The following is a 22,099-nucleotide window of genomic DNA, read 5'->3' as shown; positions in this document are numbered from 1 at the left end:
CATGGCCACCAAGAGTCTGACCTACGACGACTTCGAGTCCACCGTCGTCGGCAATCCGATCGTACTGGTTGACTTCTGGGCGTCCTGGTGTGGCCCGTGCCGCGCCTTCGCCCCGGTCTTCGAGCGGTCCTCGGAAGCGCACCCGGATGTCGTCCACGCCAAGGTCGACACGCAGGCCGAACGTGACCTGGCCGCGACGCTGGAGATCCGATCGATCCCCACGGTGATGGCCTTTCGGGACGGCGTGCTCGTGTACAGCCAGCCCGGGGCGATGCATCCGGCGGCGCTCGAGGACCTGATCAGCCGGGTGAAGGCGCTCGACATGGCCGAGGTCCGCGCGAAGATCGCCGCACGGAAGGCGGCGTCGGCCTAGCGCAGCAGCCGGCTCGGCACCCCGCCACGTTTGAGTGCCGGCGCTGCTGGAAATGGATCGTTCATGCCCACGCCCCGAAGCGTCGCATGCGCATCGATCCTGACAGCAAGTGTGCTCGCCCTGGCCGGTTGCTCCGCGCTCGAGAACAAGGAGACCAACAGCGCCGCGACATCCACCACACAACCCCCGGCGACCGCCCCGCGAACCGAACCGACCGCCGCGGCGCCCAATCCGCCGCCGTCGGTCGAGCGCAAGCCGCCGATCGGGGACGTGTCCCTGGGGATCGACGACCGCGGCGATCTCGGTGAGATCGTCGTCGACAGCACCGGTCGGACGCTGTACGTCTTCTCGGCGGATGCCGCGAACGAGCCCACCTGCTACGGCGAGTGCGCCGACACCTGGCTGCCGCTGTTGGCCAACGCCGATCCGGCCGGCGGGACGGGCATCGACGTGGCGGCGGCGCGAACCGTCCCGCGGCGGGACCGCGGTGATCAGGTGACTTACCGTGGACAACCGCTCTATCGGTACGCGGGAGACACCACCGACAGAGACGCCAAGGGACAGGGCCTCGACATGTTCGGCGGCGAATGGCACGTGCTGACCAAAGACGGCCAACCGCTGGCCTGAGGAATAGCTTTGGCAGAACCGGCGTTGCCGAACGCATCGACGGCAGTGAGGGCGCGCGCATGGAATTCGGTATCTCGACCTTCGTCAACGACGACACCATCGACACCGTGTCGCTCGCCCGCGCGATCGAAGAGCGCGGTTTCCACGCGCTCGCGGTGGCCGAACACACGCACATCCCGGCGAGCCGGCAGTCCCCGTACCCGATGGGCGGCGACCTGCCCAAGATCTATTACCGGACGTTGGACCCGTTCGTCACGCTCGCCGCGGCGGCGGCAGTGACCTCCGAGATCGAGTTGATCACCGGTATCGCGCTGCTGATCCAACGCGATCCGATCATCACCGCCAAAGAGGCGGCCAGCATCGATGTCATTTCGGGAGGCCGGTTCGTGTTCGGCGTGGGGGCGGGCTGGAACATCGAGGAGTTGCGCCATCACGGCACCGACCCGAAGACGCGCGGCGCGTTGCTCGACGAACGCATCGAGGCCGTCAAAGCGCTGTGGACCGACGAGCCCGCCGAGTATCACGGGCGCTTCGTCGACTTCGACTCTTCGTATTCGCGCCCGAAGCCGGTGCAGAAGCCGCATCCCCCGCTCCTGATCGGCGGCGACTCCGACGCCACGGTCAGGCGGGTGATCCGTCATGAGGCCGGCTGGATGTCCAACCCGCTGCCGGTCGACCGGCTGACTAAACGAATCACCCAGATGCGCGACGGCGCGAGCCATGACGTGCCGCTGACGACGTTCGGCACGCCGATCGATCCGGCCTACTGGCGCGCGCTCGACGACCTCGGTTACCGGCAGGCGAACTTGCTGCTGCCCACGAAATCGCGCGACGACTCGCTGCGACTGCTCGACGACTACGCCGCCAAGGTCGCCGAGTACCACCGATAGGGTCCCGCGGCACTCACGCTCGCTAGTTGGTTGATCGCACCCACCAGATGCGTGCGATCCACCCCTTAAGCGCCACACGACCGCCGACCGCATCCCGCTGTCTGTCGGCGCGCGCCGAGTTCCTATCTTTACTGCATGAGCAATGACGCTGATGCCGACCGGGTAGCCGAGTCGGCGCGCGGAGTCGTCGCCGACCACGACCCGCAGAAGGTGCCCATCCCGGAGTTTCTCGGCGCCTGCTACGACGCCGGCCTGTCGTGGGTCCACTTCCCCGACGGCCTCGGCGGGCTCGGCGTGACCCGCGGCCTCCAGGCCGTCGCCGACCGCATCCTGCAGGGTGCGGGCGGGCCGGTGCCCCTCGGGCTCAACCCGATGGGCTACGGCATGGCCGCGCCGACGATCCGCGAGCACGCGCAATCCGACGACGTGAAGCGGCAGTGGCTGCGCCCCCTGGCGACCACCGAAGACCTGTGGTGCCAGCTTTTCTCCGAACCCGGCGCCGGCTCCGACCTCGCGGGCCTGGCCACCTCCGCAGTGCGTGACGGTGACGACTGGGTCATAAACGGTCAGAAGGTGTGGACCAGCCTCGCCCACCGTGCGCGCTGGGGGCTGCTGCTCGCGCGCACCAACCCCGACGTGCCCAAGCACAAGGGTCTGACGTACTTCGTGATCGACATGCACGGCGCCGGCGTCGAAACCCGGCCGCTGCGCCAGATGACGGGGCAGGCCGAGTTCAACGAGGTCTACTTCACCGACGCGCGGATCCCGGACAAGCACCGCCTCGGCGAGGTCGGAAACGGCTGGGCCGTCGCGATGACCACGTTGATGAACGAACGTACCGCGCTCGGCGGCAGCGGCAGCCGCCGCGGCGCGGGCACCATCGCCGACGCGACAGGGCTGTGGGCGTCGCGGCCCGAACGGCACTCGCCGATACTGCGGGACCGGCTGACCCAGTTGTGGCTTCGCTCGGAGGCGCAGCGACTCACCTCCGAACGGTCACGCGCCGCGGCGACCGTCGGGGGGCCGGGTCCCGAGGGTTCGATCGGCAAGCTGGTCGGCGCCGAACTCAACCAGGACATCTACCAGTGGTGCATGGATTTCCTTGGCCCCGAAGGGATTCTGTATCACGGGTACCAGCAGGGTAGTGGCCACCTGGGTGGCCAAAAACACAGTGACTGGCAAGGGCCCATCCAGCAGCGGTACCTGCGCAGCCGCGCCAACACCATCGAAGGCGGGACATCCGAGGTGATGCGCAACATTCTCGGCGAACGCATACTCGGGCTGCCCGGCGACTTGCGCGCCGATGCCGGCATGCCGTGGAAGGAGATCCCGCGTGGCTGAGAAGGCTGACAGCTCTGTTGAGCAGGCAGAGTTCACGTTTACCGACGAGCAAACCCAATTACGGGACGCGGTACGCAAATTCAGCGCCGAGCACTTCGCTGAGGAGACTGTCCGTGAGCTCATGGAGTCCGACCCGCCGTTCGACCCCAAGGTGTGGGCCCGGCTGGGCGGCGAACTCGGCGTGCTCGGGCTTTCGGTGCCCGAAGCCGACGGTGGCGTCGGCGGCACCCTCGTCGACCAGGCCGTCGCCATCGAGGAACTCGGAGCACGGCTGGCGTGCGGGCCCCTGTTCGGCACGGTGTACCTCGCGATCCCCGCGCTGGTGGCCGCTCCGTCCAGTCCCGCCCGCGATGAACTGCTCGCCGAGCTCGTCGAGGGCCGGCGCACCGCGGCCCTCGCCGTGGTGGATCGCGCGGGCGTCTTCGATCCGGATGCTGTTGCGGTGACTGTGAGCCGAGACGTGTTGTCGGGCAGCGTGACCCAGGTAGTCGACGGCGATATCGCCGATGTCCTGCTGGTCGCCGGTCGCGGCTCCGACGGTGTCGCCCTGTACGCCGTCGACACCGCCGCCGACAGCGTGCAGCGCACCCGACTGGCCACGCTCGACCTCACCCGGTCCGAGGCCAACGTGACGTTCGCCGACGCGCCCGCACACCTGATCGCCGGACCCGACGAGACCACCCGGGTCCTCAACCACGCGTTGCAGGTCGGCGCGGCGTTACTCGCCGTCGAGCAGGTCGGCGCCGCGCAGCATCTGCTCGATCTCGGGGTCGAGTACGCGAAGTCGCGGCTACAGTTCGGCCGGCCGATCGGATCGTTTCAGGCGGTCAAGCACCGGCTCGCGAACCTGCTCGTCGACGTCGAACACGCGAGGTCGACTGCCTACCACGCGATCTGGGCGCTGACCGACGGGTCCGACGACCCGGCATTGGCGACGAGCATCGCACAAGCGGTCTGCTCGGCCGCGCTCACCCGCGTCGCCAACGACACGATCCAGGTCCATGGCGGGATCGGCTTCACCTGGGAGCATCAGGCCCATCTGTACTACAAGCGCGCCACCACCGACGCGGTGCTGCTGGGCAGCGCGGAAGAACATCGGGAGCGAATCGCGGCGATGGTGCTCGACGGCGGCCAAGACAGCAAAGCCGCGGAACGGGTGCCCCGAGTCGCCGACGGTCTGCCGGCATGACGGGCATCGCTGATTCGCGCTCGACCCAGCCAGGCACTAATTTTCCTCGGGTGATGTTTTCAGTTGCCGGCGCAGCCGCGCGGCGGATTGCTCCGCTCCTGACTGTCGCGGCGCTCACTCTGGGTCTGAATGCCGGCCCCGTGCCGGCAGTTCGCCTCGCCAGCGAAGCGAACCCGCTGGTCGGTGCGCCCTTCTACGTCAATCCGGATTCGGTGGCGATGCGTGCCGCGCAGAAGGCCGATCCACCGAGTCCGGAGTTGACCACCGTCGCCAACACGCCGCAGGCGTACTGGCTCACCCCCGGACCGTCGGCTTCCACGGTCGCGAATTACGTCGGCGACGCGCAGGCCGCCGGTGCCATCCCGGTGCTGTCGATCTACGGAATCCCGCACCGCGACTGCGGCAGCTTTGCCGCGGGCGGCATGGCGAGCGGCGCCGCGTACCGGGCATGGATCGACGGCATCGCCGCCGGCGTGGGCGGTTCGCGGGCCGCGATCATCGTCGAACCCGACGCCCTTGCCATGGCCGACTGCCTGTCGGGCGACCAGCGCCAAGAGCGCTTCGACCTGATCCGCTATGCCGTCGACACGTTGACCCGCAACCCGGCGGCGGCCGTGTACGTCGACGCGGGACACCTGCGCTGGCACAGCCCCGAGGAGATGGCTTCCCGGCTGAACGAGGCCGGTGTCGAGCACGCGCTGGGGTTCAGCCTGAACGTCGCGAACTTCTTCACCACCGAGGAGGAGATCGGCTACGGCGAGGCGATCTCGGGGCTCACGAACGGCAAGCACTACGTGATCGACACCTCGCGCAACGGCAACGGGGCGGCGCCCGACTCGCCGCTGCACTGGTGCAATCCCGGTGGCCGGGCACTCGGCGTGCCACCGACCACGCAGACCGCGGGTGCGCACGCCGACGCCTACCTGTGGATCAAACGCCCCGGCGAATCCGACGGCACCTGCGACAAAGGCGATCCGCCTGCGGGCACCTTCGTGAACCAGTACGTGATCGAATTGGCCCGCAACGGTAGTCCGCGGTGAGCGTTTCGACCGGCTCGATCGGTAACGATTCGAAACCTGTTGTGTTGCAGGATGAGATATGAGCAGTGACGGCCACGTCGCGAACACTATGTTCACATCGTGCGCCGGCGAACCGCCCTCAAACTCCCGCTGTATCTGGCAGCAGCCGCGGCACTGACCAAACTCCCGCTCGCCGCTGCCGCCGAGACGGGCCGTTGGTCGGCTGACCGCGCCAACGCCTGGTACGCGGAACAGGGTTGGCTGCTCGGCGCCAACTATGTCACGTCGAACGCGGTCAACCAGCTCGAGATGTTCCAGGCCGCAACCTATGACGCGCGCCGCATCGACGGCGAGCTCAGCGTGGCCAAACGAATCGGGATGAACACCATGCGGGTGTTCCTGCACGACCAACTGTGGGCCACCGACCGTGCGGGCTTCAGCCAGCGGCTTTCCCAGTTCGTCTCGATCGCGGCGAGCCACAACATCAAGCCGCTGTTCGTCCTGTTCGACTCGTGCTGGGATCCGTTGCCCCGGGCGGGACGTCAGCGTCCACCGATCAAAGGAGTGCACAACTCCGGCTGGGTGCAGAGCCCTGGCGCACACCGTCTCGAGGACCCGGCCTACACCCGGGTGCTGCAAAGCTATGTCACCGGAGTGGTGGGGCTGTTCCGCAATGACCCGCGAGTCCTCGGCTGGGACGTGTGGAACGAGCCGGACAACCCGGCAAAGGATTACCGCAAGGTCGAACACGCCGACAAGCAGAAGCTGGTCGCCGCCTTCCTGCCCCACGTCTTCGGTTGGGTGCGGGCGGTCAAACCGATCCAACCGTTGACTAGCGGTGTGTGGCAGGGCCACTGGCGAGATCCCGGCGCCCGCAGCGCGATCGCGAGCCGGCAGCTCGAGCTTTCGGACGTCATCAGCTTCCACAGCTACGGCAATCCCTCCGAGTTCGAGGATCGCATCGACGAACTCGCTCCGTTGGGGCGCCCGATCCTGTGCACCGAGTATCTGGCCCGCAACCTGGGCAGCACCGTGGAAGGAATTCTCCCGATCGCCAAGCGGCGCAACGTCGGTGCCTACAACTGGGGCTTCGTCGCCGGACGGACACAGACGTATCTGCCGTGGGATTCCTGGCAGGAGCCTTATACGACGCTTCCGGAGACATGGTTCAGCGATTTGATCCACCCCGACGGACGGGCGCATGACTCCAACGAGATCCGCTTCATCCAGAAGCTCGCGGGGGTGAGTTCCGCCAGCTGACGGTCATCGGAGAATCGCCGAGCTGGGTAACATCGGCTGAGCGGATAGCGACTGGATCTCGCATTGGCCGCGAACAGGTTTCGGTCGCGTCTTTGTGCCGCTGTGCCCGGATACGATGTCCGGATTCCCAAGTCGATGGTTCGCGTCCCCATACCGAGGTGCCTGTGAAACTGCGAAACGCGCTGGTGTGTCTCGCAGTTGCGCTACTGGGCGTACCGCTCGCCGCGCCCGCCACGGCCGATCCTGCCGCTGTCCCGGCCGGGCCGTCGACGCAGTGGATCGTGGTCGGCGTGCCCGCCGCGAACGCCACGTCAGGAACCCTGACCGCCTTTCAGCGGGTAGGCCGGCAATGGAAGGCCGTCCTGGGACCGACGCCCGCCAAAGTCGGCGCGCTCGGCGTCGGCGCCCCCGCTGACGGCGTCCACCGCACTCCGGTGGGAACATTCACCTTCGACCAGGCCTTTGGCCGCCAACCCAACCCGGGCACCAAAATGCCGTATTTCCAAGCGACGAACCAGGACTGGTGGGACGAGGACGCCGGCTCGCCGACGTACAACACCCACGTGCGCGGACCTCGCAAACCGTCGTCAATCGCGGAGAACCTGTACGACTCCGGCCCCGTCTACGACTACGCCGTCAACATCACGGTGAACCCGCAACGCATTCCGGGACGGGTGTCAGGCATTTTTCTGCACGTGACTGACGGGAACCCCACTTGGGGATGTGTGGGTATCGGGCGCGACGAGATGCGCAAACTGCTGACCTGGCTCGATCCCTCAGCGGCCCCGCGGATCACCATCGGCGTCGGAAACCCCTCGCTCGTGCCGGCGCGCACGTGATCAGCGCCGCAGGGGTACCGCGGCCTCGAACGCCGCCGCCTTGCCGTCCGATTGCCACCGCAGCCAGGCCTCCCACCGCCCGAGGTTGGCCTGCTGCCATCGGCGGTCGGCGCTCGGTGACAACCGCCGTGCGATCTCCAGCGTAAGGATCACCGGAAATCGCATTAGCAGCAACAAGATTCCGGGCAGTGCCGATGGTAATCGGTAGCGTCGCCGGTTCCACGGCAACATGTACAGGCCGAGATATCCGGCTTGTACGCGGTAGTGATACTCGGCGCGGAGCCGCTCGAGGCCTCGATGGGCCGGCGCGGGCTCGAAGGCGGGAACGAAGGACTGGACGAGTTCTGTGCCGCTGTCCGCGCTGTCGTAGCTGCGTGCGGAGTCGCACATGAACAAGATGCGCCACGCATCGGCGACGGTCTCGGGGAAGTAGCCCTCGCACCGGACACCGACGAGGTGGCCGCAGTAGCGGTTGAAGTGCAGGACGGCACGCATCTCGTGCGGTGAGGTGAGGTGCCCGAGCAGGTACAGGCCGAGCGCCGGTGCGACGCTGCCACCCAGCAGCGTCAGCAGCATGGCCGACTGGCTGATCGGCAAACCCCAACGCTCGGCATCCCACTCCGGGTGCTGCTTGACGCGGTCGCGGACGCTGACATGCATGATCCGCACGTGCAGGGAGGTGTTGCGGCCCAACGAACCTGGTGTCAGGATGGCGCCGGGCCGGCAGACTTCGATCCACCAGCGTGAGGTCTCCAGGTACCGGTGCAGGGCGCGTTGGCCGGCATAGCCGCCCGAAAGCGAGAGCGGGATCGCCAGCCAGCCCTCGGTGTACGTGTCGTTGGTGCCGGCGTTGCCGAGCGCGCCGAGTGCGTAAGCCCAGCGGCGCCAGACCGCGGCGCCTTCCTCGACGAGGTCCGGATCGACCCATTCGGGTAGCTGCTCGAACTCCTCGAACAGCGCACGCATCGAGTCGGGCGTCTCGGGGACATTGTCGATACCTTCCCGCTGCGCCTTCTCGACGAGATCGCGGGCCTTTCTGGCGCCGAGGTCACCGTGATAGGTCTCGGCGACGAATCGCTCGGCGACGGGATCGCCCTCGGTGAGACCGGCGATGAAGGCGCGCGCGACGGCGTCGGATGGAAGGAGGTCGACGCCCGCGAGTCGGTTGGCGGCGCTCCGTAGTCGGGCGCGCCGGCGGCTGAGACCGGGATACCGGAATGCGGTCGGCGCTCGAGGGGGTCGTGTGCTGGCTTCCGGCATGCGTCTTCGGCCTTCTAATCGGCGAGCGCGCGGTTGTTCGCGGATCCACTCGGCAGATGCGTACGCAAACGTGCGCTCAGCGGTATGGCGATTCCCACTGCCACCGCGCCGATCAGCGAGGCGATCAGGATCGAGGTGGTTTCGTGCAGGCGCACCGCGATGCCGATCAGCGCCCAGATGAGCACCAGCGCAAAGGCAACGTCATGGTGGCGCAGGCTCATCACCAACCCGAGGGCGGCCGCGACCACGAGCATGATCACCCCCCAGGCCGGCTCGGAAAGCCCGAAGCCGGACCAGCCGGCGTCGTCGAGCGTGATCGTCGCGTTGGCGATCGTCGCGACCGATACCCAGCCCAAGTAGACGCGGAACGGGATGTGCACCGTCCACCGCTCCAGCGTCGAAGTGGGCGGTCGGCCGGCCTGTATGCGGTAGATGACGATCAAGGCGACGAGCAGTACGACCATCAGCAGCATGCTCAGCGGGAACCGGTTGTGATGCCAGGCGAACAGCCAGCAACAGTTCGCGACGGCGGTCAGCACGTACCAGGGCGCGATCGCGCGTGCGGCGCCGCTGTCGGTGCGGGCGCTGCGAAGCGTCAGGCTCAGGTAGACGCTGTAGGCGATCACTCCGAGGTAGATCAAACCCCAGATGGAGAAGACGTAACCGGCTGGGACGAAGTACACCTCGAACCGGCGGGTGACGTCACCGGTGGTCTGGCCGTTGATCGGCAAAGCGTTGGCCAGGTAGTTGACGACGAGCGTGGCCGCCGTCGCGAGGCTGACCGCCAGCGGCAGCAGCAGCGTCGAGATCGAACGGGGCTCGACGGTACGGCTGACCATGTAGGGCTCCTCTGCCTTCAAGGGTTTTCCGCGGTCAGCCGCGTCGGCGCCGGATAGCGGATTCGACGTCGGCAGCGGGCAATTCCTTCGTGCAGAAGAACCAGTCTTCGCATTCCACCCCGTCGACGTGGGCAGTCATCCGTTCTGCCGCCGTGCCACACGAACCGGCGGGCGGCACGATCACCCTGTCGCCGGGGCGCCAATCCGCCGGCGTGGCAACCTCGAAATGGTCAGCCGTCTGCAGGGCCTTGACGACTCGCAGCAGTTCGTCGAAGTTCCGGCCGAGCGACAGCGGATAGTAGATGACGGTTCTCACCACGCCCTTCGGGTCGATGACGAAAACGGCCCGCACCGCCTTCGTCGAATCCTCGCCCGGCATGATCATCCCGTACTTGCGGGCGACCTCCATGCTGATGTCCTCGATAAGAGGGAACGTCACCTCCACATCGCGCATGCCCTTGAAGGCGATCTTTTCCTTGATGGTGCGCAGCCAGGCGATGTGGCTGTACAGGCCATCCACCGACAGGCCGACCAGGTCGGTGTTGTAGGCCGCGAACTCCTCTTGCATCGACGCGAACGTCATGAATTCGCTCGTGCATACCGGCGTGAAGTCCGCGGGGTGGGAGAACAAGATGACCCACTTTCCCGCGTAGTCGGCGGGGAAATTGATCTCTCCCTGGGTCGTGACGGCCCGAAACGACGGGGCGGGGTCTCCGATGCGCGGCATGGTCGCGGTGGGAGCCGGCGTGGCGATGTCTCCGGTCATGATGGTTCCTTTCTCAGTTCGGGCGGGAAAACGTCATGAGGCTGTGCCCATTGTCCATGGGGCAGTGCCCTAGGCCACCAGACCTGTGTTGCGAGCGTTGTCGAAGTCGTCGTCGATCAGAACGACGCCGTGGCCTGCGCGGTCGAGGAAAGACGCCGCGATCGAGGACCGATAGCCGGACTCGCAGTGAACCCAGACCGTCGAGGCGGGGACTTCGTCAAGCCGTTCCGGCAGTTCGTGTAGCGGTATGTTGACCGCTCCGGGGATGTGGTCCTCGTCGTACTCGTGGCTCTGCCGCACATCGAGCACCGCCACCGTCTCGGTGCGACGCTGTTCGGCCAGTCGAGCGAAATCCGCGACGGGGTAGGAGCCGAGCGGCGTTCCGTCGCGCAGCTTTTCGATATCCCCGGTTGCCGCACCCGTCAGCCGGTCCACCCCGATGCGGACCAACTCACGCTTGGCGTCTGCGATCTGCTCCGGTGACTCGCCGATCAACGTCACCGGTGCGCCCCAGTCGTAGAGCCAGCCGAAGTAGCTCACAAAGGAGCCACACAGCTCGAAACCCAACGACCCCTGTAGATGTCCGGCGGCGAAGGCGGTGCGGTTGCGCAGATCGGCCACCCACTCGCCGGCCTCGATGCGACGCCGCAGTTCGGTCGGGTCGATCGGTTCGGGCGGCGTCAGATCCACGGGCGCCGGCCCTTCGCGGTTGATGACGCCCATGTGCGCGTAGTACGCCGGATAGGCCGAAAGGCCCGCGAGTAGTTCGTCGACGAAGCTCTGCTCGTCCTGGGTGAGCGCCGGGTTGGTGTGCCGTTGCTCACCGATCGTGGATTCGTCGCCCGAAGCAGGTGTGGCCGAGCAGAAACTGCCGAAGCCGTGGGTCGGGTAGATCGCCGTGTCGGCGGGCAGGCGCTCGGCGAGTTTCCGAACGGAGTGGAATTGCGCGTGGGTGAGTTCCTCGGTGTGGTCCGCGCCGAGCAGGTCGGTGCGCCCGGTGGTGCCGAACAACATCGAGCCACCGGTGAAGACCCCGTGGACCTCGCCGTCGAGGTCGCGCAGCACATAGCTGACGTGATGGTGGGTGTGGCCCGGGGTGTGCATCACCTCGAGCCGGAATGGTCCGGCGTCGATGACCTCACCGTCGGTGACGGCGCGGCGGGGGTATCTGACGTCGTCGCCCGCCGGCACCACATATTCGGCGCCTACGGTCCGCGACAGTTCCAGTCCCCCGGTCACATAGTCGTTGTGCAGGTGCGTCTCCAGTACATGGGCGATGCGCACCCCGCGGTCGTCGGCGAGTTCGAGGACCCGGTCGATGTCGCGCTGCGGATCGATCGCAACGGCTATGTCGCCGTCGCTGATCAGATAGCTCCGGTCACCGAGCCCGGAGGTTTCGATGATCGAGACGTCCATGCTTTCTCCCTTGCTGTTCAACTCAAGAAGATGGTGTCGACGAGTATGTAAGCGGCGACGACGAAGACGAGGTAGGCGAACCAGCGCTGCAGGCGGTCGGTGTCGATCCTGGTGCCGAAGTATCCGGCGACCAGCGATGCCAACATCGCGGCCCCGACGAATGTCGCGGTGATCGACCAATCGACGCTGATGCCGTGGAGATGCGAAAAGATGCCGGCTACCGAGTTGGCGACGATGACCAGCAGCGAAGTGCCGATCGCCGTGGCCATCTCGACGCCGAGCACCACCACGAGCGCCGGGATGATCAGGAAGCCGCCACCGACGCCGAACAGTCCGGTCAGCAAACCGACCACGAGGCCGGCACCGATCGACCGCGGCGCGCAGCGACGCCAATCGACGTGCCCCTCGCGCACCTCGCATGCGGTGCCGGTGTTGTCCTGGCCGGCCAGCATGCGGATGCCGGCGACCACCATCACCACCGCGAACCCGATCAGCAGCGCCGGTTCGGGCAGGTGTCTGCTGATGGCGCTGCCGAGAACGGTCGCCGGAATCCCGGCCGCCGCGAAGATGCCGGCCATCCGCCACCGAACCTGTCGGGCGCGGATCTTCGGCAGGACCCCGACGGCCGACGCGGTGGCGACGACGACCAACGAGATCGGAATGGCCTGTTCGACACCGAAACCCATCCCGTAGACCAGCGCCGGGACGGCGAGGATCGAGCCGCCGCCGCCGAGCAGACCCAGCAGCACGCCGATCAGCGCACCGAGGCCGAGGCTCAACGCCACCGTCATGTCAGCCCTGTACCCGGGCTATCGGCGCCAGAACCCGCGTGCGGGACGCCGCGGCGGCTCGCTCACCCGCTCACAGCGGCACTGCTGTGCGGCCGGCACCGACCGCATGACCTCGTCGACGTGCTGGCCGCAGCCATCCCACGTCGTCTTGCCGCAGGACGGGCACTGAACTGGGTAGCACATGGGTGAAACCTCCTTTCCTGGCTCGACGTCTCACACAGCGGCGTGATAACCCCGACGGGCACCGGATGCCACAGGGATGTGCGCAGCTTGTGCGGGGACATACCCCCAAGGGTATATGCTGTCGGGCGTCGAAGGAAAGCGGGCGGGGGAATCGTGGCCGCCCCTGCGGCGCTGACCTGGATGAGGCATACCCCCGCGGGTACCATGGAACTACTGACGAAAGGAACCATCATGGTCGGTGACGAAGAATCCATCTCCGCGGTACTCAACCGACTCCGGCGCGCTCAAGGCCAGCTCGCCGGCGTGATCGGGATGATCGAAGATGGCCGCGAATGCAAGGACGTTGTCATCCAACTCGCGGCGGTGTCGCGAGCGCTCGATCGCGCCGGCTTCAAGATCGTCGCGACCGGTTTACGGGAATGCATGACGGGCGATCAAGAGGGGAACGAGAGGCCTATGACCGAAGCGGAACTGGAGAAGCTCTTCCTCGCGCTGGCCTGACCGCCCTCAACCGACAAAGGAGTCATCATGAGCATCGCCCTGTCCACGAGTTTGAAGACGTCGTTCGACGACGCCGTCGCCCGCACCCGCGAGGCGCTGGCGGAACAGGGGTTCGGCGTCCTGACCGAGATCGACGTCAAGGCGACGCTGAAGAACAAGCTCGATGAGGACATGGAGAACTACCTCATCCTCGGCGCGTGCAATCCGCCGCTGGCACATCGGGCCATCGGCGTGCAACCGCAGATCGGTCTACTGCTGCCGTGCAACGTCGTGGTGCGCAGCGATCCCGACGACCCGGAAACGACGCTCGTCGAGGCGATGAACCCGCAGTTGCTCGTCGACGTCACAGACGAGCCCGGGCTCAAACCGGTCGCCGAGGAAGTCGGAAGTAAGCTGCAAGCGGCCATCGACGCGCTGTCGCGGTGACCTCGACGCTCAGGCCAGGCGGCGCGGTGTAGATCCGGAGTCAGCGGCCCAGCCACCTCGGCTTGCGCTTCTCCTGCCAGGCCCTGATCCCCTCACCCACGTCTTCGGTGGCGGCGGCCACCTTGCGCATGGTCTCCCCGAACCGGACGGACTCGATCCACCCCATGTTGGCCGTGCGCCACGCCACCTCCTTGGTGGCCCGTTGCGCCAACGGCGCCGCCTCGGTGAGCGTGCGTGCCCACGAGCGCGCCTCCGCCCGCAGATCGTCGGGCTCGACCAGCCGCCACACCAGGCCGATCTCCCTGGCCCGCTCGGCCGTCATCGGCTTGCCGGTCAAGAGAAGCTCCATCGCGTCGGCCCACCGCACCCGTTCGGGCAGCCGGATGGCACCGACGATCGTGGGCACTCCGAGCGACACCTCTGGAAACGCGAAAGTCGCTGTGGTCGAGGCGATCACGAAGTCACAGAACAGGACACCGGTCAATCCGTAGCCGATACAGGGACCGTTGACCGCCGCGATCGTCGGTTTGAACAGTTCCATCCCGCTCTCGAAAGAGTTGATCGTCGGCTTCTCCCAGAACGTGCCGCCGAAGGTGCCGACGGACCCCTCGCCGTCCTTGAGGTCGCCGCCGGCGCAGAATACGTCTCCCTTCGCGGTGAGGATTCCGACCCACGCGTCCTCGTCGTCACGGAACCGCTCCCATGCCGCGTTCAGACCGCGCCGGACCTCGCCGTTGATCGCATTGCGCGCCTCGGGGCGGTTGAGGGTGATGGTGGCGATGTGATCGGCCAGCTCATAGGTCACGACGCTCATGGCTGCACCATAACCACGTGGCGACACGCTCTGGACGGGGCCGAGGCGATCGGCTCGTTGTGCTGTCGGTACTCGTGCCGCCGCATCAAAGGGGGTCGCTCGGCCGCCGGTCAGCGCACTGCCGAGCGCGGGCGCGCGCAACTGAAAACAAGGGTCGCGGGGTGGGGGATGCTTCGCTGCTGGGCGCGCTCATCACGGAGGATCCGCCTGTTGAGCGCCCGCTCGTCGCGTCGCGTCAGCGCGCGCCTCTTTCCAACGAGAAGGTCGAGTTGCTGCCAGCTGAGCCCGTCGAGCTCGCCGTCCTCGTCGTGGGTGGCGACGACGATGCAGCCGCGCAGCAGGGGTACGGTCTTCGCCGTGAACGTCGTGGTCGCCAGCAGCAGTTCGGTGGCTTTTCGGTTAGGGCGCCGTTGGCACCGCTGCGTCGACGGGCTGAACCAGAAGTCGAACTGCCGGTCGGCGCTGGTCAGGCACTGCAGGCCGTGATTCTCAACGAGCTGGTCGATATCGGCGGTGGTGTAGGCCCGGGTTTCGTAAACGTCGCCGGTGGTGCTGAAGTACAGGACGGTGTTCATCGTGAATTCCCATTCGTCTCTTTCTTCGGTGTGGTGGGACGGTGTCTGCGCACCGCCCTGTTACCAAAGTTACCCATGTGACATCTGGGACAAACCTTCATAACTATCCCGCCACAGTGGTTTGTTCTCCGAAGGCATGGTCCGATTCGCGCCGCCGAGTTCTGCACAGTGGTCGTGATCGCGCGCGATCGACGACCCTCCGGTCGATCTCGGCGCGCTCAGCCGAACTCGAGCAGGGTGTAGGCGCCGCGGTAGTTCCTCGTCGGCTTGAACTTCCAGAACGCGGGGAACGCTTTTTCGAAGAACCAGCCGCGGCCCTGCGGCATCGGTAAGTCGTGCACGGCGCGGACTCCGGGGACGGTGTTGACCAGATCCGCCAGTTGCGCCGCCGACAAGCTGAACGGCATCGGCGGAACGCGGTACCGGCGGGAGGATCGCACGCCCTTCGGGGCCAGCTTCTTCACCAGGACCGGTGGGAGGTCGAAGACCATCTGACCACACGGAAACCGGCTCGCACACGCGGAGATCAGGCCCATCGCCTCGGCCGGCTGCAGGTACATCAGCAGCCCCTCCGCGGTGATGAAGACACCGTTGCCGTTCTCGACCTTGTCCATCCAGGAGTAGTCGAGCGCCGACTGCGCAAGGGAGGCGATCCGGGGCGCCGGGGGCAGCAGCCGCTCGCGCAGATCGATGATCGGCTGCAAATCGACGCTCAGCCAACGAAATTCGGCATGCGGTAAAGCTGCGTGGAGGCGCCAGAAGCTGGTTTGCAGACCCTCCGCAAGGGCGACAACGGTGGCCAGTGGGTGCTCCGACAGGTAGCGGATGGCGGCGCGGTCGAACGCCAGTGAGCGCAGCGCCATCTCCTGGCCTTTGCGGCCGAACTTGCCGAAGTCGAAGTCGATCGCGTCGGCGAGACGGATCGCCATCGGATCGCCGATGATCGCGTTCGGATGGCGGGCCTGATACGCCCGTCCGTTCAGCGTCAGCAGTGCGGTCTCCGAGACTCCGGTCAAGGCGACGTCGCCGGCTTTTCGGTCGTCTGCGTGACCCATCACAACCAACGTACCCGTGCCGTCGGCGGACCGTCGGTGCGCGGCTGTTCGAAGATATCGAACCGTGGCGGCCCCGGCGGGCGGATCTTCGAACCGGCGGCCTGCCGCGTGTGCCACTCCGGCGACGGGTCGGTTTCGGGCCGAGGCTGTGCGGAAACACTGACGGCATGGGCCGGACCGTTCGTGGTCTCGCCGCCGCGGCCGCCTCGACGTTGGGCGCCGTGGCCGTGCGCGACCTTTTTCAACGCAAACACGCACTTCTTCGCAACTTTCCTCTCATCGGGCACGCTCGATACCTGATCGAGTCCGTCGGTCCGGAGCTGCGGCAGTACATCGTCGCCGCCAACAACGAGGAGCGCCCGTTCACCCGCGACCAACGTCGGTGGGTGTACGCCTCGGCTAAGGCGGAGAACAACTACTTCGGCTTCGGCACCGACAACGACCTCGAGTACACGGCCGGCTACCCGGTGATCAAACATCGCACATTCGCGCACACCGTACCGCCGTCGACGCCGAACGCCGCCACTCGTGAAACGAAGGTGCCGTGTGCCAAGGTGCTCGGCGCGGCTCGGGGCCGGCCCGGCGCGTTCCGGCCCAGTTCGGTGGTCAACATCTCCGCGATGAGCTTCGGATCGTTGTCGGCCAACGCCGTCGAGGCCCTCAATCGGGGAGCGGTCCTGACCGACTGCCTGCACAACACCGGCGAGGGCGGCATTTCGCGCTATCACCGCCACGGCGGCGAACTGATCTTCCAGATCGGCACGGCTTACTTCGGCTGCCGAGATTCCGAGGGTCGCTTCGATCTCGACAAACTCAAAGACGTGGTGGCCGGCGCGCCGGTGCGGGCCCTGGAAATCAAGCTCAGCCAGGGCGCCAAGCCGACCCTCGGCGGACTGCTACCGGCTCCCAAGGTGTCCGCCGAGATCGCCGAGGCGCGCGGCGTACCCGAGGGGCGCGACTGCGTCAGCCCATCCCGGCACGCCGAGTTCTCCGACACCGACAGCCTGCTCGACTGGGTGGAGCTGCTCGCCGCGGAGACCGGGCTGCCGGTGGGCATCAAATCGGCGGTCGGGGATCTCGAGTTCTGGTACGAGCTCACCGATCTCATGCGCAAGACCGGCCGCGGGGTGGACTTCGTGACGATCGACGGCGGGGAGGGCGGCACCGGCGCCGCGCCGCTGATCTTCACCGACACCGTCTCGCTGCCTTTCCAACTCGGCTTCGCCCGGGTGTACCGGATCTTCGCCGAGCGGGGCCTGAGCGACGATGTCGTCTTCATCGGCGCCGGCAAGCTCGGGTTGCCGGACAACGCCGTCGTGGGTTTCGCGCTCGGCTGCGACATGGTTTACGTCGCGCGGGAGGCGATGCTCGCGATCGGCTGCATCCAGGCCCAGGTATGCCACAACGACAAGTGCCCCACCGGGGTCGCCACCCAGAACCAGTGGTTGGCCCGCGGGCTGGTGCCGGAGCTCAAGGCCGAGCGGGTCGCGAACTACATCAGGACGCTGCGCCGCGATCTGGTGAAGGTGGCCGAGGCGTGCGGTGTGGAGCACCCCGGCCTCATCAATGCGGACGCGGTGGACATCCTCCACACCCGGACCACTTCCACGGCATTGCGCGAGGTGTACGGCTACGAGCCCGACATGGGACTACCGTCTGAGGCGGACCGCAAGGAGATCGTCCGGTTGATGACCACCAACGAACCGCAGGGGGACTCCGCGCCGGCCTCGACGTCCGCCGTCGGATGACGCGGCCGCCGGAACGGACAGACGAAGCTTCGAGCATCGACGCGGAGGCCGCATGCAACCGATATCACCGACCGACCTGATCTTCCTGCTCGGCGAATCCCGGGAGCATCCAATGCATGTCGGCGGTTTGCAGTTGTTCGCGCCGCCGGACGGGACCGGGTCGGAATTCCTGCACGAGATCTACGACGTCCTGCTCGAAGAGACCGACATTCAGCCCACCTTCCGCAAGCACCCGGCGTTCTTCGGCGGCCTCACCAACCTGGTGTGGTCGTTCGACAAGGAGGTGGATCTCGACTACCACGTGCGCCGCTCGGCGCTGCCCGCGCCCGGTCGGGTGCGGGAGCTGCTGGCGCTGACCTCGCGGCTGCACGGCACGCTGCTCGACCGCCATCGCCCGTTGTGGGAGACGCATCTGATCGAGGGCCTCGATGACGGGCGCTTCGCGGTCTACACGAAAACCCACCACGCACTGATCGACGGCGTTTCGGCGATGAAGCTGATGCAGCGCACGCTGACGACCGACCCGGACGACACCGAGCTGCGCGCCCCCTGGAGCCTGCCGCCGCGGCGCCGGACCGGTTCCAAGGCCGGACCCTCCCTGCTGCAGACGGTGGGCCAGGTCGCGGGTTCCGTCGCCGGCATCGCGCCGACCACGCTCTCGTTGGCACGCGCCGCGCTGCTCGAACAGGAACTCACACTTCCGTTCCGCGCGCCGAAGACCATGTTGAACGTCAGAATCGGCGGGGCCCGCCGCGTCGCCGCACAGTCCTGGGCACTGGAGCGGATTCAGAAGGTCAAGCGCGCGGCCGGGGTGACCGTCAACGACGTCGTGCTGGGGATGTGCGCGGGGGCGCTGCGCGAGTACCTCGCCGAGGAGAACGCTCTGCCGGACACGCCGCTGGTGGCGATGGTGCCGGTGAATCTGCGCAACGAGAAGGACGCCGAGGGCGGCGGCAACCTGGTCGGTGCCATCCTGTGCAATCTCGCCACCGACGTAGAGGATCCGGTGCGGCGGCTGGAAGCCATCGCCGCCTCGATGCGCAACAACAAGAACGTCTACTCCGAACTGCCTCGGCTACAACAGCTTGCGGTGTCGGCGTTGCTGGTCGGCGGGGTGGCGCTCGGGCTGCTGCCGGGTTTCGTCGCCACCGCCCCGCCGCCGTTCAACATCGTGATCTCCAACGTGCCGGGCGCCAAGGAGCCGATGTACTGGAACGGTGCCCGGCTCGACGGCAACTACCCGTTCTCGATCCCGCTCGACGGCCAGGCGCTCAACATCACGTTGGCCAACAACGCCGAAAACCTCGACTTCGGGCTGGTCGGGGACCGCCGCAGTGTCCCCAGCCTGCAGCGATTGCTCGGCCATCTCGAGACGTCGCTGAAAGAGCTGGAACGCGCAGCGGGCGTCTGACGCACCGGGCCGGTCGGGCGTCCCGTAACGCTTGCGGTATACGGTCACCGACATGAGTCGAGTGTCGATAATCACCGGTGGCGCGGGCGGCATGGGGCAGGCGACGGCTGAGATCGTCGGCCGGGACCACACCGTCGTCCTCTGCGACGTGCGAAAGGACCGGCTCGACAGCGCGGCGGCGACGCTGGCCGACCTGGGCATCATGACCACGGTGGTGCACTGCGACGTCACCGGCCGCCCGGCGGTCAACCGCCTGTTCGAGACCGCGGCGAACCTCGGCACCATCGCCTCGGTGATCCACGCCGCGGGTGTGAGTCCCAGCATGGGCGATGCCGCGTACGTCATGCGCACCAACGCCCTCGGCACCGTCAACGTGGACGAGACGTTCTTCGAGACGGCGGATGAAGGCGCCGCGATCGTCAACGTGGCGTCGATGGCCGCGCACATGCTGCCTGACGAGATGATCCCGAAAAGCCAGTTCCCCCAGGCGATGACGGATCAAGACGCATTCATGGCCGACATGCTGGCCGCATGCGACGTGGTTCCCGAGGAGGCGCGGTCGGGAATCGCCTACGCGCTGAGCAAGAGCTTCGTCCGGTGGTACAGCACCTCGCAGGCCGAGCGGTTCAACGGCAAGGGCCTGCGCGTCGTCTCGGTTTCGCCAGGATCCATCGACACCGAGATGGGCAGGCTCGAGGAGCAGGCGGGTGCCGGTGCGATGGTCGCCGATGCCGCCGTACCGCGGTGGGGCAAGCCCGAGGAGATGGCCGAGCTGCTCGCCTTCTGCGCGAGTGCCAAAGCCGGGTACCTCACCGGCACGGACATCCTGAACGACGGCGGAGTGATCGCGTCGATGACGGAGCGGGCCAGGACGGCCGCCGCCGAAAACACCTGAGGCGCATCGGGTTACACGGGCGCGGGTAGCGGGCCGACGAGCCTGGCCGGCCGGCACCACAGAGCGGCCGTCACGCACAACACCGCGGCGACGGCGAAGGCGGCCTGCACGTTGAAGGCGTCGGCGGTGCCACCCAGCAGCGCCGCGGCGATCGGCCGTGAGCCGAGGAACCCGACCAGCCACAGCGCCATGATCCGGCCGCGCAACTGCTCGGGCGCACGCTCCTGCACGACGGTGCTGAGGCCGGTCATCGCCCAGCCGAACCCGAGGCCGGCGAGCGTGAACCCGGCGATCGCGACCGCGGGCGCCGCCGCCGCGGTCAGCACCGCACAACCGGCCGCGAGCCCTGCCATCCCGATCGCCGATACCTTGTGCGACGGCATCCTGCCGCGCATCAGCGCGAGCACCGCCATGCCGACCGCCGCTCCGACACCGAAGACCGCTGACAGAGTGCCGACCAGGCGGGCGTCGCCGCCGAGTGCGTCGGCCATCGACGGCGTCAACGTGATCGACGAGTCGGACGCCAACCCGACCGTCGCCACCGCGACCAGTGCCAGGAAGAGCGGACGGTCGCGCCAGACGTATCTGATGGCCACGCGCACGCGGTAGTCCGTGTCGACGGCCCGGGCAGGCTTGGCGGGAAACCGAACGGCGACGAGGAAGAAGGCGAACACCAGATGCAGCACTGCGCTGACCGCGAACGCCGCCGCCGGACCCGTGTGCGCCGCGATGTACGCCCCGGCCGCGGGCCCGACGATGCGCCCGATTGTCATCGGAAAGCTGTTGAGCGCCATGGCAGTCGAGAGTTCGCCGTCGCGAATGAGGTTCGGCACGATCGACTGCATCGCGGGTCCGCCGACCACGAAGCCGAACCCGACCAGCAGGGTGCCCAGCAGCACGGGCATGGCCGCCGAGATCCCGTCCTGCGCCGGGTCGGCGAACAGCCACGCCGCCGTCAATCCCGATCCGGCCACACACAGCACCCTGCCGAGCAGTATCTGCCGCGCCGGATCCCCGATGTCGGCCCATTTGCCGCTGGTGGGGCTGAGGATCAACTGCGGCGCGAACTGGACGACGCCGACCATCCCCACCATGAGCGCCGACTTCGTCGCGTCGTACATCACGATCGCCGCGACGATGCCGTGCGTCCACACCGCGACGACCGAGAAGATCTTGCCCCAGAACAGCGCGCCGAACACCGAGTCGAAGATCAGCCCCAGCGCACCGCGCGGCCGCGGCGGGGCGACGGCCTCGGCCGTCATCGGGCGGCCGCCCGTTCGAACCGCTCGGTCAGCCGATCGAGCAGATCGACCAGGGTGTCGACCCTGGTGTCGGGCCAGTCGGCGATCATCTCCGCGACCAACTCGCTCCGCCGGTCGGCCACGGTGCCCAGCGCCTGGCGCCCCGCGTCGGTCAGCACCAGCGTGCACCGCCGTTGGTCGTCGGCCGCCGACGACTTGGTCACCAGGCCCGCGGCCACGACGGCGGCCACCGACCGGCTTGCGGTCGAGTGCTCGACGGCCAGGAAGTCGGCGACCTCCCGGATCGACGCGCCGTCGGAAAGCTGTTGGCACTGCTCGACCGCGCGCAGCACTCGCACGGTGGATGCGCTGGTGAGCGGGCCGGCACCGCCGAGAATTCGATCACGCCAACCGGGTCGCTGCCGCGCGACCGCCAGGCGGGTCAGCAGTTCGTCGAGTTGTTCGTATCGGGAAGGCGGCACTAAGTATGCATAGCACATACATATATTCCCTGGCGATTTCGGTGCGGTCGTCGCCGAACCGATTGTGCTCACGCAGAGAAACTGCGAGTAGCGGCCTGCGTGAGCGCAATCTGAGCGCACGCGGGGCCGCCGGTCGGGTGCACACAAGCATCTGCCGA

Annotated in this window: 24 protein-coding genes; 13 read left to right on the top strand and 11 right to left on the bottom strand. The window is 67.3% G+C overall.

All coding sequences use genetic code 11. The features are described from left to right. The first annotated feature begins 1 nt into the window (after window position 1). The 8 genes from trxA to QGN32_RS11070 all read left to right on the top strand — a co-directional run bounded on the left by trxA (window position 2) and on the right by QGN32_RS11070 (window position 7,538). On the top strand, window positions 2-373 hold the full coding sequence (gene trxA / locus QGN32_RS11105) for a thioredoxin (RefSeq protein ID WP_326548615.1): 372 nt from the start codon (window positions 2-4) through the stop codon (window positions 371-373). A gap of 63 nt (window positions 374-436) precedes the next feature. After that, on the top strand, window positions 437-1,000 hold the full coding sequence (locus QGN32_RS11100; protein WP_326548614.1) for a COG4315 family predicted lipoprotein: 564 nt from the start codon (window positions 437-439) through the stop codon (window positions 998-1,000). 59 nt (window positions 1,001-1,059) lie between these two features. Beyond that, complete coding sequence (locus QGN32_RS11095) at window positions 1,060-1,890, top strand: LLM class F420-dependent oxidoreductase (RefSeq protein ID WP_326548613.1); 831 nt, start codon at window positions 1,060-1,062, stop codon at window positions 1,888-1,890. A 135-nt stretch (window positions 1,891-2,025) separates the two neighbouring features. Then, complete coding sequence (locus tag QGN32_RS11090; protein ID WP_326548612.1) at window positions 2,026-3,231, top strand: acyl-CoA dehydrogenase family protein; 1,206 nt, start codon at window positions 2,026-2,028, stop codon at window positions 3,229-3,231. Then, window positions 3,224-4,420, top strand: a complete 1,197-nt coding sequence (locus QGN32_RS11085) for an acyl-CoA dehydrogenase family protein (RefSeq protein WP_326548611.1) — start codon at window positions 3,224-3,226, stop codon at window positions 4,418-4,420. The genes QGN32_RS11090 and QGN32_RS11085 overlap by 8 nt, the downstream gene beginning before the upstream one ends. A 50-nt stretch (window positions 4,421-4,470) precedes the next feature. Then, entirely contained in the window at window positions 4,471-5,460 is a 990-nt protein-coding gene (locus tag QGN32_RS11080) for a glycoside hydrolase family 6 protein (RefSeq protein WP_326548610.1), read from the top strand. Between the two features lie 99 nt (window positions 5,461-5,559). Next, window positions 5,560-6,699 carry a glycoside hydrolase 5 family protein gene (locus QGN32_RS11075; protein ID WP_326548609.1) on the top strand — a complete coding sequence of 380 codons (1,140 nt, stop codon included), beginning with the start codon at window positions 5,560-5,562 and terminating at the stop codon, window positions 6,697-6,699. A gap of 164 nt (window positions 6,700-6,863) precedes the next feature. Beyond that, a complete protein-coding gene (locus QGN32_RS11070; RefSeq protein ID WP_326548608.1) occupies window positions 6,864-7,538 on the top strand; it encodes a L,D-transpeptidase family protein in 675 nt (224 codons plus the stop codon). Here QGN32_RS11070 and QGN32_RS11065 read toward each other — a convergent pair whose 3' ends face one another. The 6 genes from QGN32_RS11065 to QGN32_RS24360 all read right to left on the bottom strand — a co-directional run bounded on the left by QGN32_RS11065 (window position 7,539) and on the right by QGN32_RS24360 (window position 12,793). After that, window positions 7,539-8,798: an oxygenase MpaB family protein gene (locus tag QGN32_RS11065; RefSeq protein WP_326548607.1), complete on the bottom strand. Its 1,260-nt coding sequence runs from the start codon at window positions 8,796-8,798 to the stop codon at window positions 7,539-7,541. It abuts the gene before it with no gap. Window positions 8,799-8,812: 14 nt separating this feature from the next. Beyond that, window positions 8,813-9,637 (bottom strand): TspO-related membrane protein, encoded by an 825-nt coding sequence (locus tag QGN32_RS11060; protein WP_326548606.1) that lies wholly within the window; start codon window positions 9,635-9,637, stop codon window positions 8,813-8,815. A 34-nt stretch (window positions 9,638-9,671) separates the two neighbouring features. Beyond that, complete coding sequence (locus QGN32_RS11055; protein WP_326548605.1) at window positions 9,672-10,403, bottom strand: peroxiredoxin; 732 nt, start codon at window positions 10,401-10,403, stop codon at window positions 9,672-9,674. 69 nt (window positions 10,404-10,472) lie between these two features. Further along, on the bottom strand, window positions 10,473-11,819 hold the full coding sequence (locus QGN32_RS11050) for an MBL fold metallo-hydrolase (protein ID WP_326548604.1): 1,347 nt from the start codon (window positions 11,817-11,819) through the stop codon (window positions 10,473-10,475). 17 nt (window positions 11,820-11,836) lie between these two features. Beyond that, window positions 11,837-12,610, bottom strand: coding sequence for a sulfite exporter TauE/SafE family protein (locus QGN32_RS11045; RefSeq protein ID WP_326548603.1), 774 nt, complete (start codon window positions 12,608-12,610; stop codon window positions 11,837-11,839). An 18-nt stretch (window positions 12,611-12,628) separates the two neighbouring features. Continuing rightward, the gene (locus QGN32_RS24360; RefSeq protein WP_500862309.1) at window positions 12,629-12,793 is read right to left on the bottom strand and encodes a DUF8730 family Cys-rich protein; all 165 of its coding nucleotides are present in this window, start codon (window positions 12,791-12,793) and stop codon (window positions 12,629-12,631) included. Window positions 12,794-13,024: 231 nt separating this feature from the next. Here QGN32_RS24360 and QGN32_RS11040 point away from each other — a divergent pair, with 231 nt between their 5' ends. Further along, on the top strand, window positions 13,025-13,294 hold the full coding sequence (locus tag QGN32_RS11040; protein WP_326548602.1) for a metal-sensitive transcriptional regulator: 270 nt from the start codon (window positions 13,025-13,027) through the stop codon (window positions 13,292-13,294). 27 nt (window positions 13,295-13,321) lie between these two features. Further along, the gene (locus tag QGN32_RS11035; RefSeq protein WP_326548600.1) at window positions 13,322-13,720 is read left to right on the top strand and encodes a DUF302 domain-containing protein; all 399 of its coding nucleotides are present in this window, start codon (window positions 13,322-13,324) and stop codon (window positions 13,718-13,720) included. A 40-nt stretch (window positions 13,721-13,760) separates the two neighbouring features. On the opposite strand, the gene QGN32_RS11030 is transcribed toward QGN32_RS11035, so the two are convergent. From QGN32_RS11030 to QGN32_RS11020, 3 genes are all read right to left on the bottom strand, one after another. Then, window positions 13,761-14,534, bottom strand: coding sequence for an enoyl-CoA hydratase/isomerase family protein (locus QGN32_RS11030; protein ID WP_326548599.1), 774 nt, complete (start codon window positions 14,532-14,534; stop codon window positions 13,761-13,763). Window positions 14,535-14,644: 110 nt separating this feature from the next. Next, on the bottom strand, window positions 14,645-15,109 hold the full coding sequence (locus QGN32_RS11025) for a hypothetical protein (protein ID WP_326548598.1): 465 nt from the start codon (window positions 15,107-15,109) through the stop codon (window positions 14,645-14,647). 218 nt (window positions 15,110-15,327) lie between these two features. After that, window positions 15,328-16,164 carry a class I SAM-dependent methyltransferase gene (locus QGN32_RS11020; protein WP_326548597.1) on the bottom strand — a complete coding sequence of 279 codons (837 nt, stop codon included), beginning with the start codon at window positions 16,162-16,164 and terminating at the stop codon, window positions 15,328-15,330. Between the two features lie 167 nt (window positions 16,165-16,331). Between QGN32_RS11020 and QGN32_RS11015 the strand changes: the two genes are divergently transcribed. Genes QGN32_RS11015 through QGN32_RS11005 form a run of 3 tightly spaced genes read left to right on the top strand, consistent with a single transcriptional unit; the run spans window position 16,332 to window position 20,218 of the window. Then, window positions 16,332-17,912, top strand: a complete 1,581-nt coding sequence (locus QGN32_RS11015; RefSeq protein WP_326548596.1) for an FMN-binding glutamate synthase family protein — start codon at window positions 16,332-16,334, stop codon at window positions 17,910-17,912. Between the two features lie 52 nt (window positions 17,913-17,964). After that, window positions 17,965-19,323, top strand: a complete 1,359-nt coding sequence (locus tag QGN32_RS11010) for a WS/DGAT/MGAT family O-acyltransferase (RefSeq protein ID WP_326548595.1) — start codon at window positions 17,965-17,967, stop codon at window positions 19,321-19,323. A 52-nt stretch (window positions 19,324-19,375) separates the two neighbouring features. Then, window positions 19,376-20,218 (top strand): SDR family oxidoreductase, encoded by an 843-nt coding sequence (locus QGN32_RS11005; RefSeq protein WP_326548594.1) that lies wholly within the window; start codon window positions 19,376-19,378, stop codon window positions 20,216-20,218. Between the two features lie 11 nt (window positions 20,219-20,229). Here the strand turns inward: QGN32_RS11005 and QGN32_RS11000 are convergent, their stop codons facing one another. Together QGN32_RS11000 and QGN32_RS10995 are read right to left on the bottom strand one after the other, a co-directional pair. Next, window positions 20,230-21,480, bottom strand: coding sequence for an MFS transporter (locus QGN32_RS11000; RefSeq protein WP_326548593.1), 1,251 nt, complete (start codon window positions 21,478-21,480; stop codon window positions 20,230-20,232). Further along, window positions 21,477-21,959, bottom strand: coding sequence for a MarR family winged helix-turn-helix transcriptional regulator (locus QGN32_RS10995; RefSeq protein ID WP_326548592.1), 483 nt, complete (start codon window positions 21,957-21,959; stop codon window positions 21,477-21,479). The genes QGN32_RS11000 and QGN32_RS10995 overlap by 4 nt, the downstream gene beginning before the upstream one ends. Window positions 21,960-22,099 lie beyond the last annotated feature (140 nt).

It is taken from the genome of Mycolicibacterium sp. ND9-15 (assembly GCF_035918395.1).
Taxonomy (GTDB): domain Bacteria; phylum Actinomycetota; class Actinomycetes; order Mycobacteriales; family Mycobacteriaceae; genus Mycobacterium.
This window is presented reverse-complemented; position numbering and strand designations above follow the sequence as displayed.

Excerpts from the sequence above, each read along its gene's own strand:
- trxA (WP_326548615.1), top strand. The coding sequence starts at position 2 with ATGGCCACCAAGAGTCTGACCTACGACGACTTCGAGTCCACCGTCGTC.
- QGN32_RS11100 (WP_326548614.1), top strand. The coding sequence starts at position 437 with ATGCCCACGCCCCGAAGCGTCGCATGCGCATCGATCCTGACAGCAAGT.
- QGN32_RS11095 (WP_326548613.1), top strand. The coding sequence starts at position 1,060 with ATGGAATTCGGTATCTCGACCTTCGTCAACGACGACACCATCGACACC.
- QGN32_RS11090 (WP_326548612.1), top strand. The coding sequence starts at position 2,026 with ATGAGCAATGACGCTGATGCCGACCGGGTAGCCGAGTCGGCGCGCGGA.
- QGN32_RS11065 (WP_326548607.1), bottom strand. The coding sequence starts at position 8,798 with ATGCCGGAAGCCAGCACACGACCCCCTCGAGCGCCGACCGCATTCCGG.
- QGN32_RS11060 (WP_326548606.1), bottom strand. The coding sequence starts at position 9,637 with ATGGTCAGCCGTACCGTCGAGCCCCGTTCGATCTCGACGCTGCTGCTG.
- QGN32_RS11055 (WP_326548605.1), bottom strand. The coding sequence starts at position 10,403 with ATGACCGGAGACATCGCCACGCCGGCTCCCACCGCGACCATGCCGCGC.
- QGN32_RS11050 (WP_326548604.1), bottom strand. The coding sequence starts at position 11,819 with ATGGACGTCTCGATCATCGAAACCTCCGGGCTCGGTGACCGGAGCTAT.
- QGN32_RS11045 (WP_326548603.1), bottom strand. The coding sequence starts at position 12,610 with ATGACGGTGGCGTTGAGCCTCGGCCTCGGTGCGCTGATCGGCGTGCTG.
- QGN32_RS24360 (WP_500862309.1), bottom strand. The coding sequence starts at position 12,793 with ATGTGCTACCCAGTTCAGTGCCCGTCCTGCGGCAAGACGACGTGGGAT.
- QGN32_RS11040 (WP_326548602.1), top strand. The coding sequence starts at position 13,025 with ATGGTCGGTGACGAAGAATCCATCTCCGCGGTACTCAACCGACTCCGG.
- QGN32_RS11035 (WP_326548600.1), top strand. The coding sequence starts at position 13,322 with ATGAGCATCGCCCTGTCCACGAGTTTGAAGACGTCGTTCGACGACGCC.
- QGN32_RS11030 (WP_326548599.1), bottom strand. The coding sequence starts at position 14,534 with ATGAGCGTCGTGACCTATGAGCTGGCCGATCACATCGCCACCATCACC.
- QGN32_RS11025 (WP_326548598.1), bottom strand. The coding sequence starts at position 15,109 with ATGAACACCGTCCTGTACTTCAGCACCACCGGCGACGTTTACGAAACC.
- QGN32_RS11020 (WP_326548597.1), bottom strand. The coding sequence starts at position 16,164 with ATGGGTCACGCAGACGACCGAAAAGCCGGCGACGTCGCCTTGACCGGA.
- QGN32_RS11015 (WP_326548596.1), top strand. The coding sequence starts at position 16,332 with ATGGGCCGGACCGTTCGTGGTCTCGCCGCCGCGGCCGCCTCGACGTTG.
- QGN32_RS11010 (WP_326548595.1), top strand. The coding sequence starts at position 17,965 with ATGCAACCGATATCACCGACCGACCTGATCTTCCTGCTCGGCGAATCC.
- QGN32_RS11005 (WP_326548594.1), top strand. The coding sequence starts at position 19,376 with ATGAGTCGAGTGTCGATAATCACCGGTGGCGCGGGCGGCATGGGGCAG.
- QGN32_RS11000 (WP_326548593.1), bottom strand. The coding sequence starts at position 21,480 with ATGACGGCCGAGGCCGTCGCCCCGCCGCGGCCGCGCGGTGCGCTGGGG.
- QGN32_RS10995 (WP_326548592.1), bottom strand. The coding sequence starts at position 21,959 with ATGTGCTATGCATACTTAGTGCCGCCTTCCCGATACGAACAACTCGAC.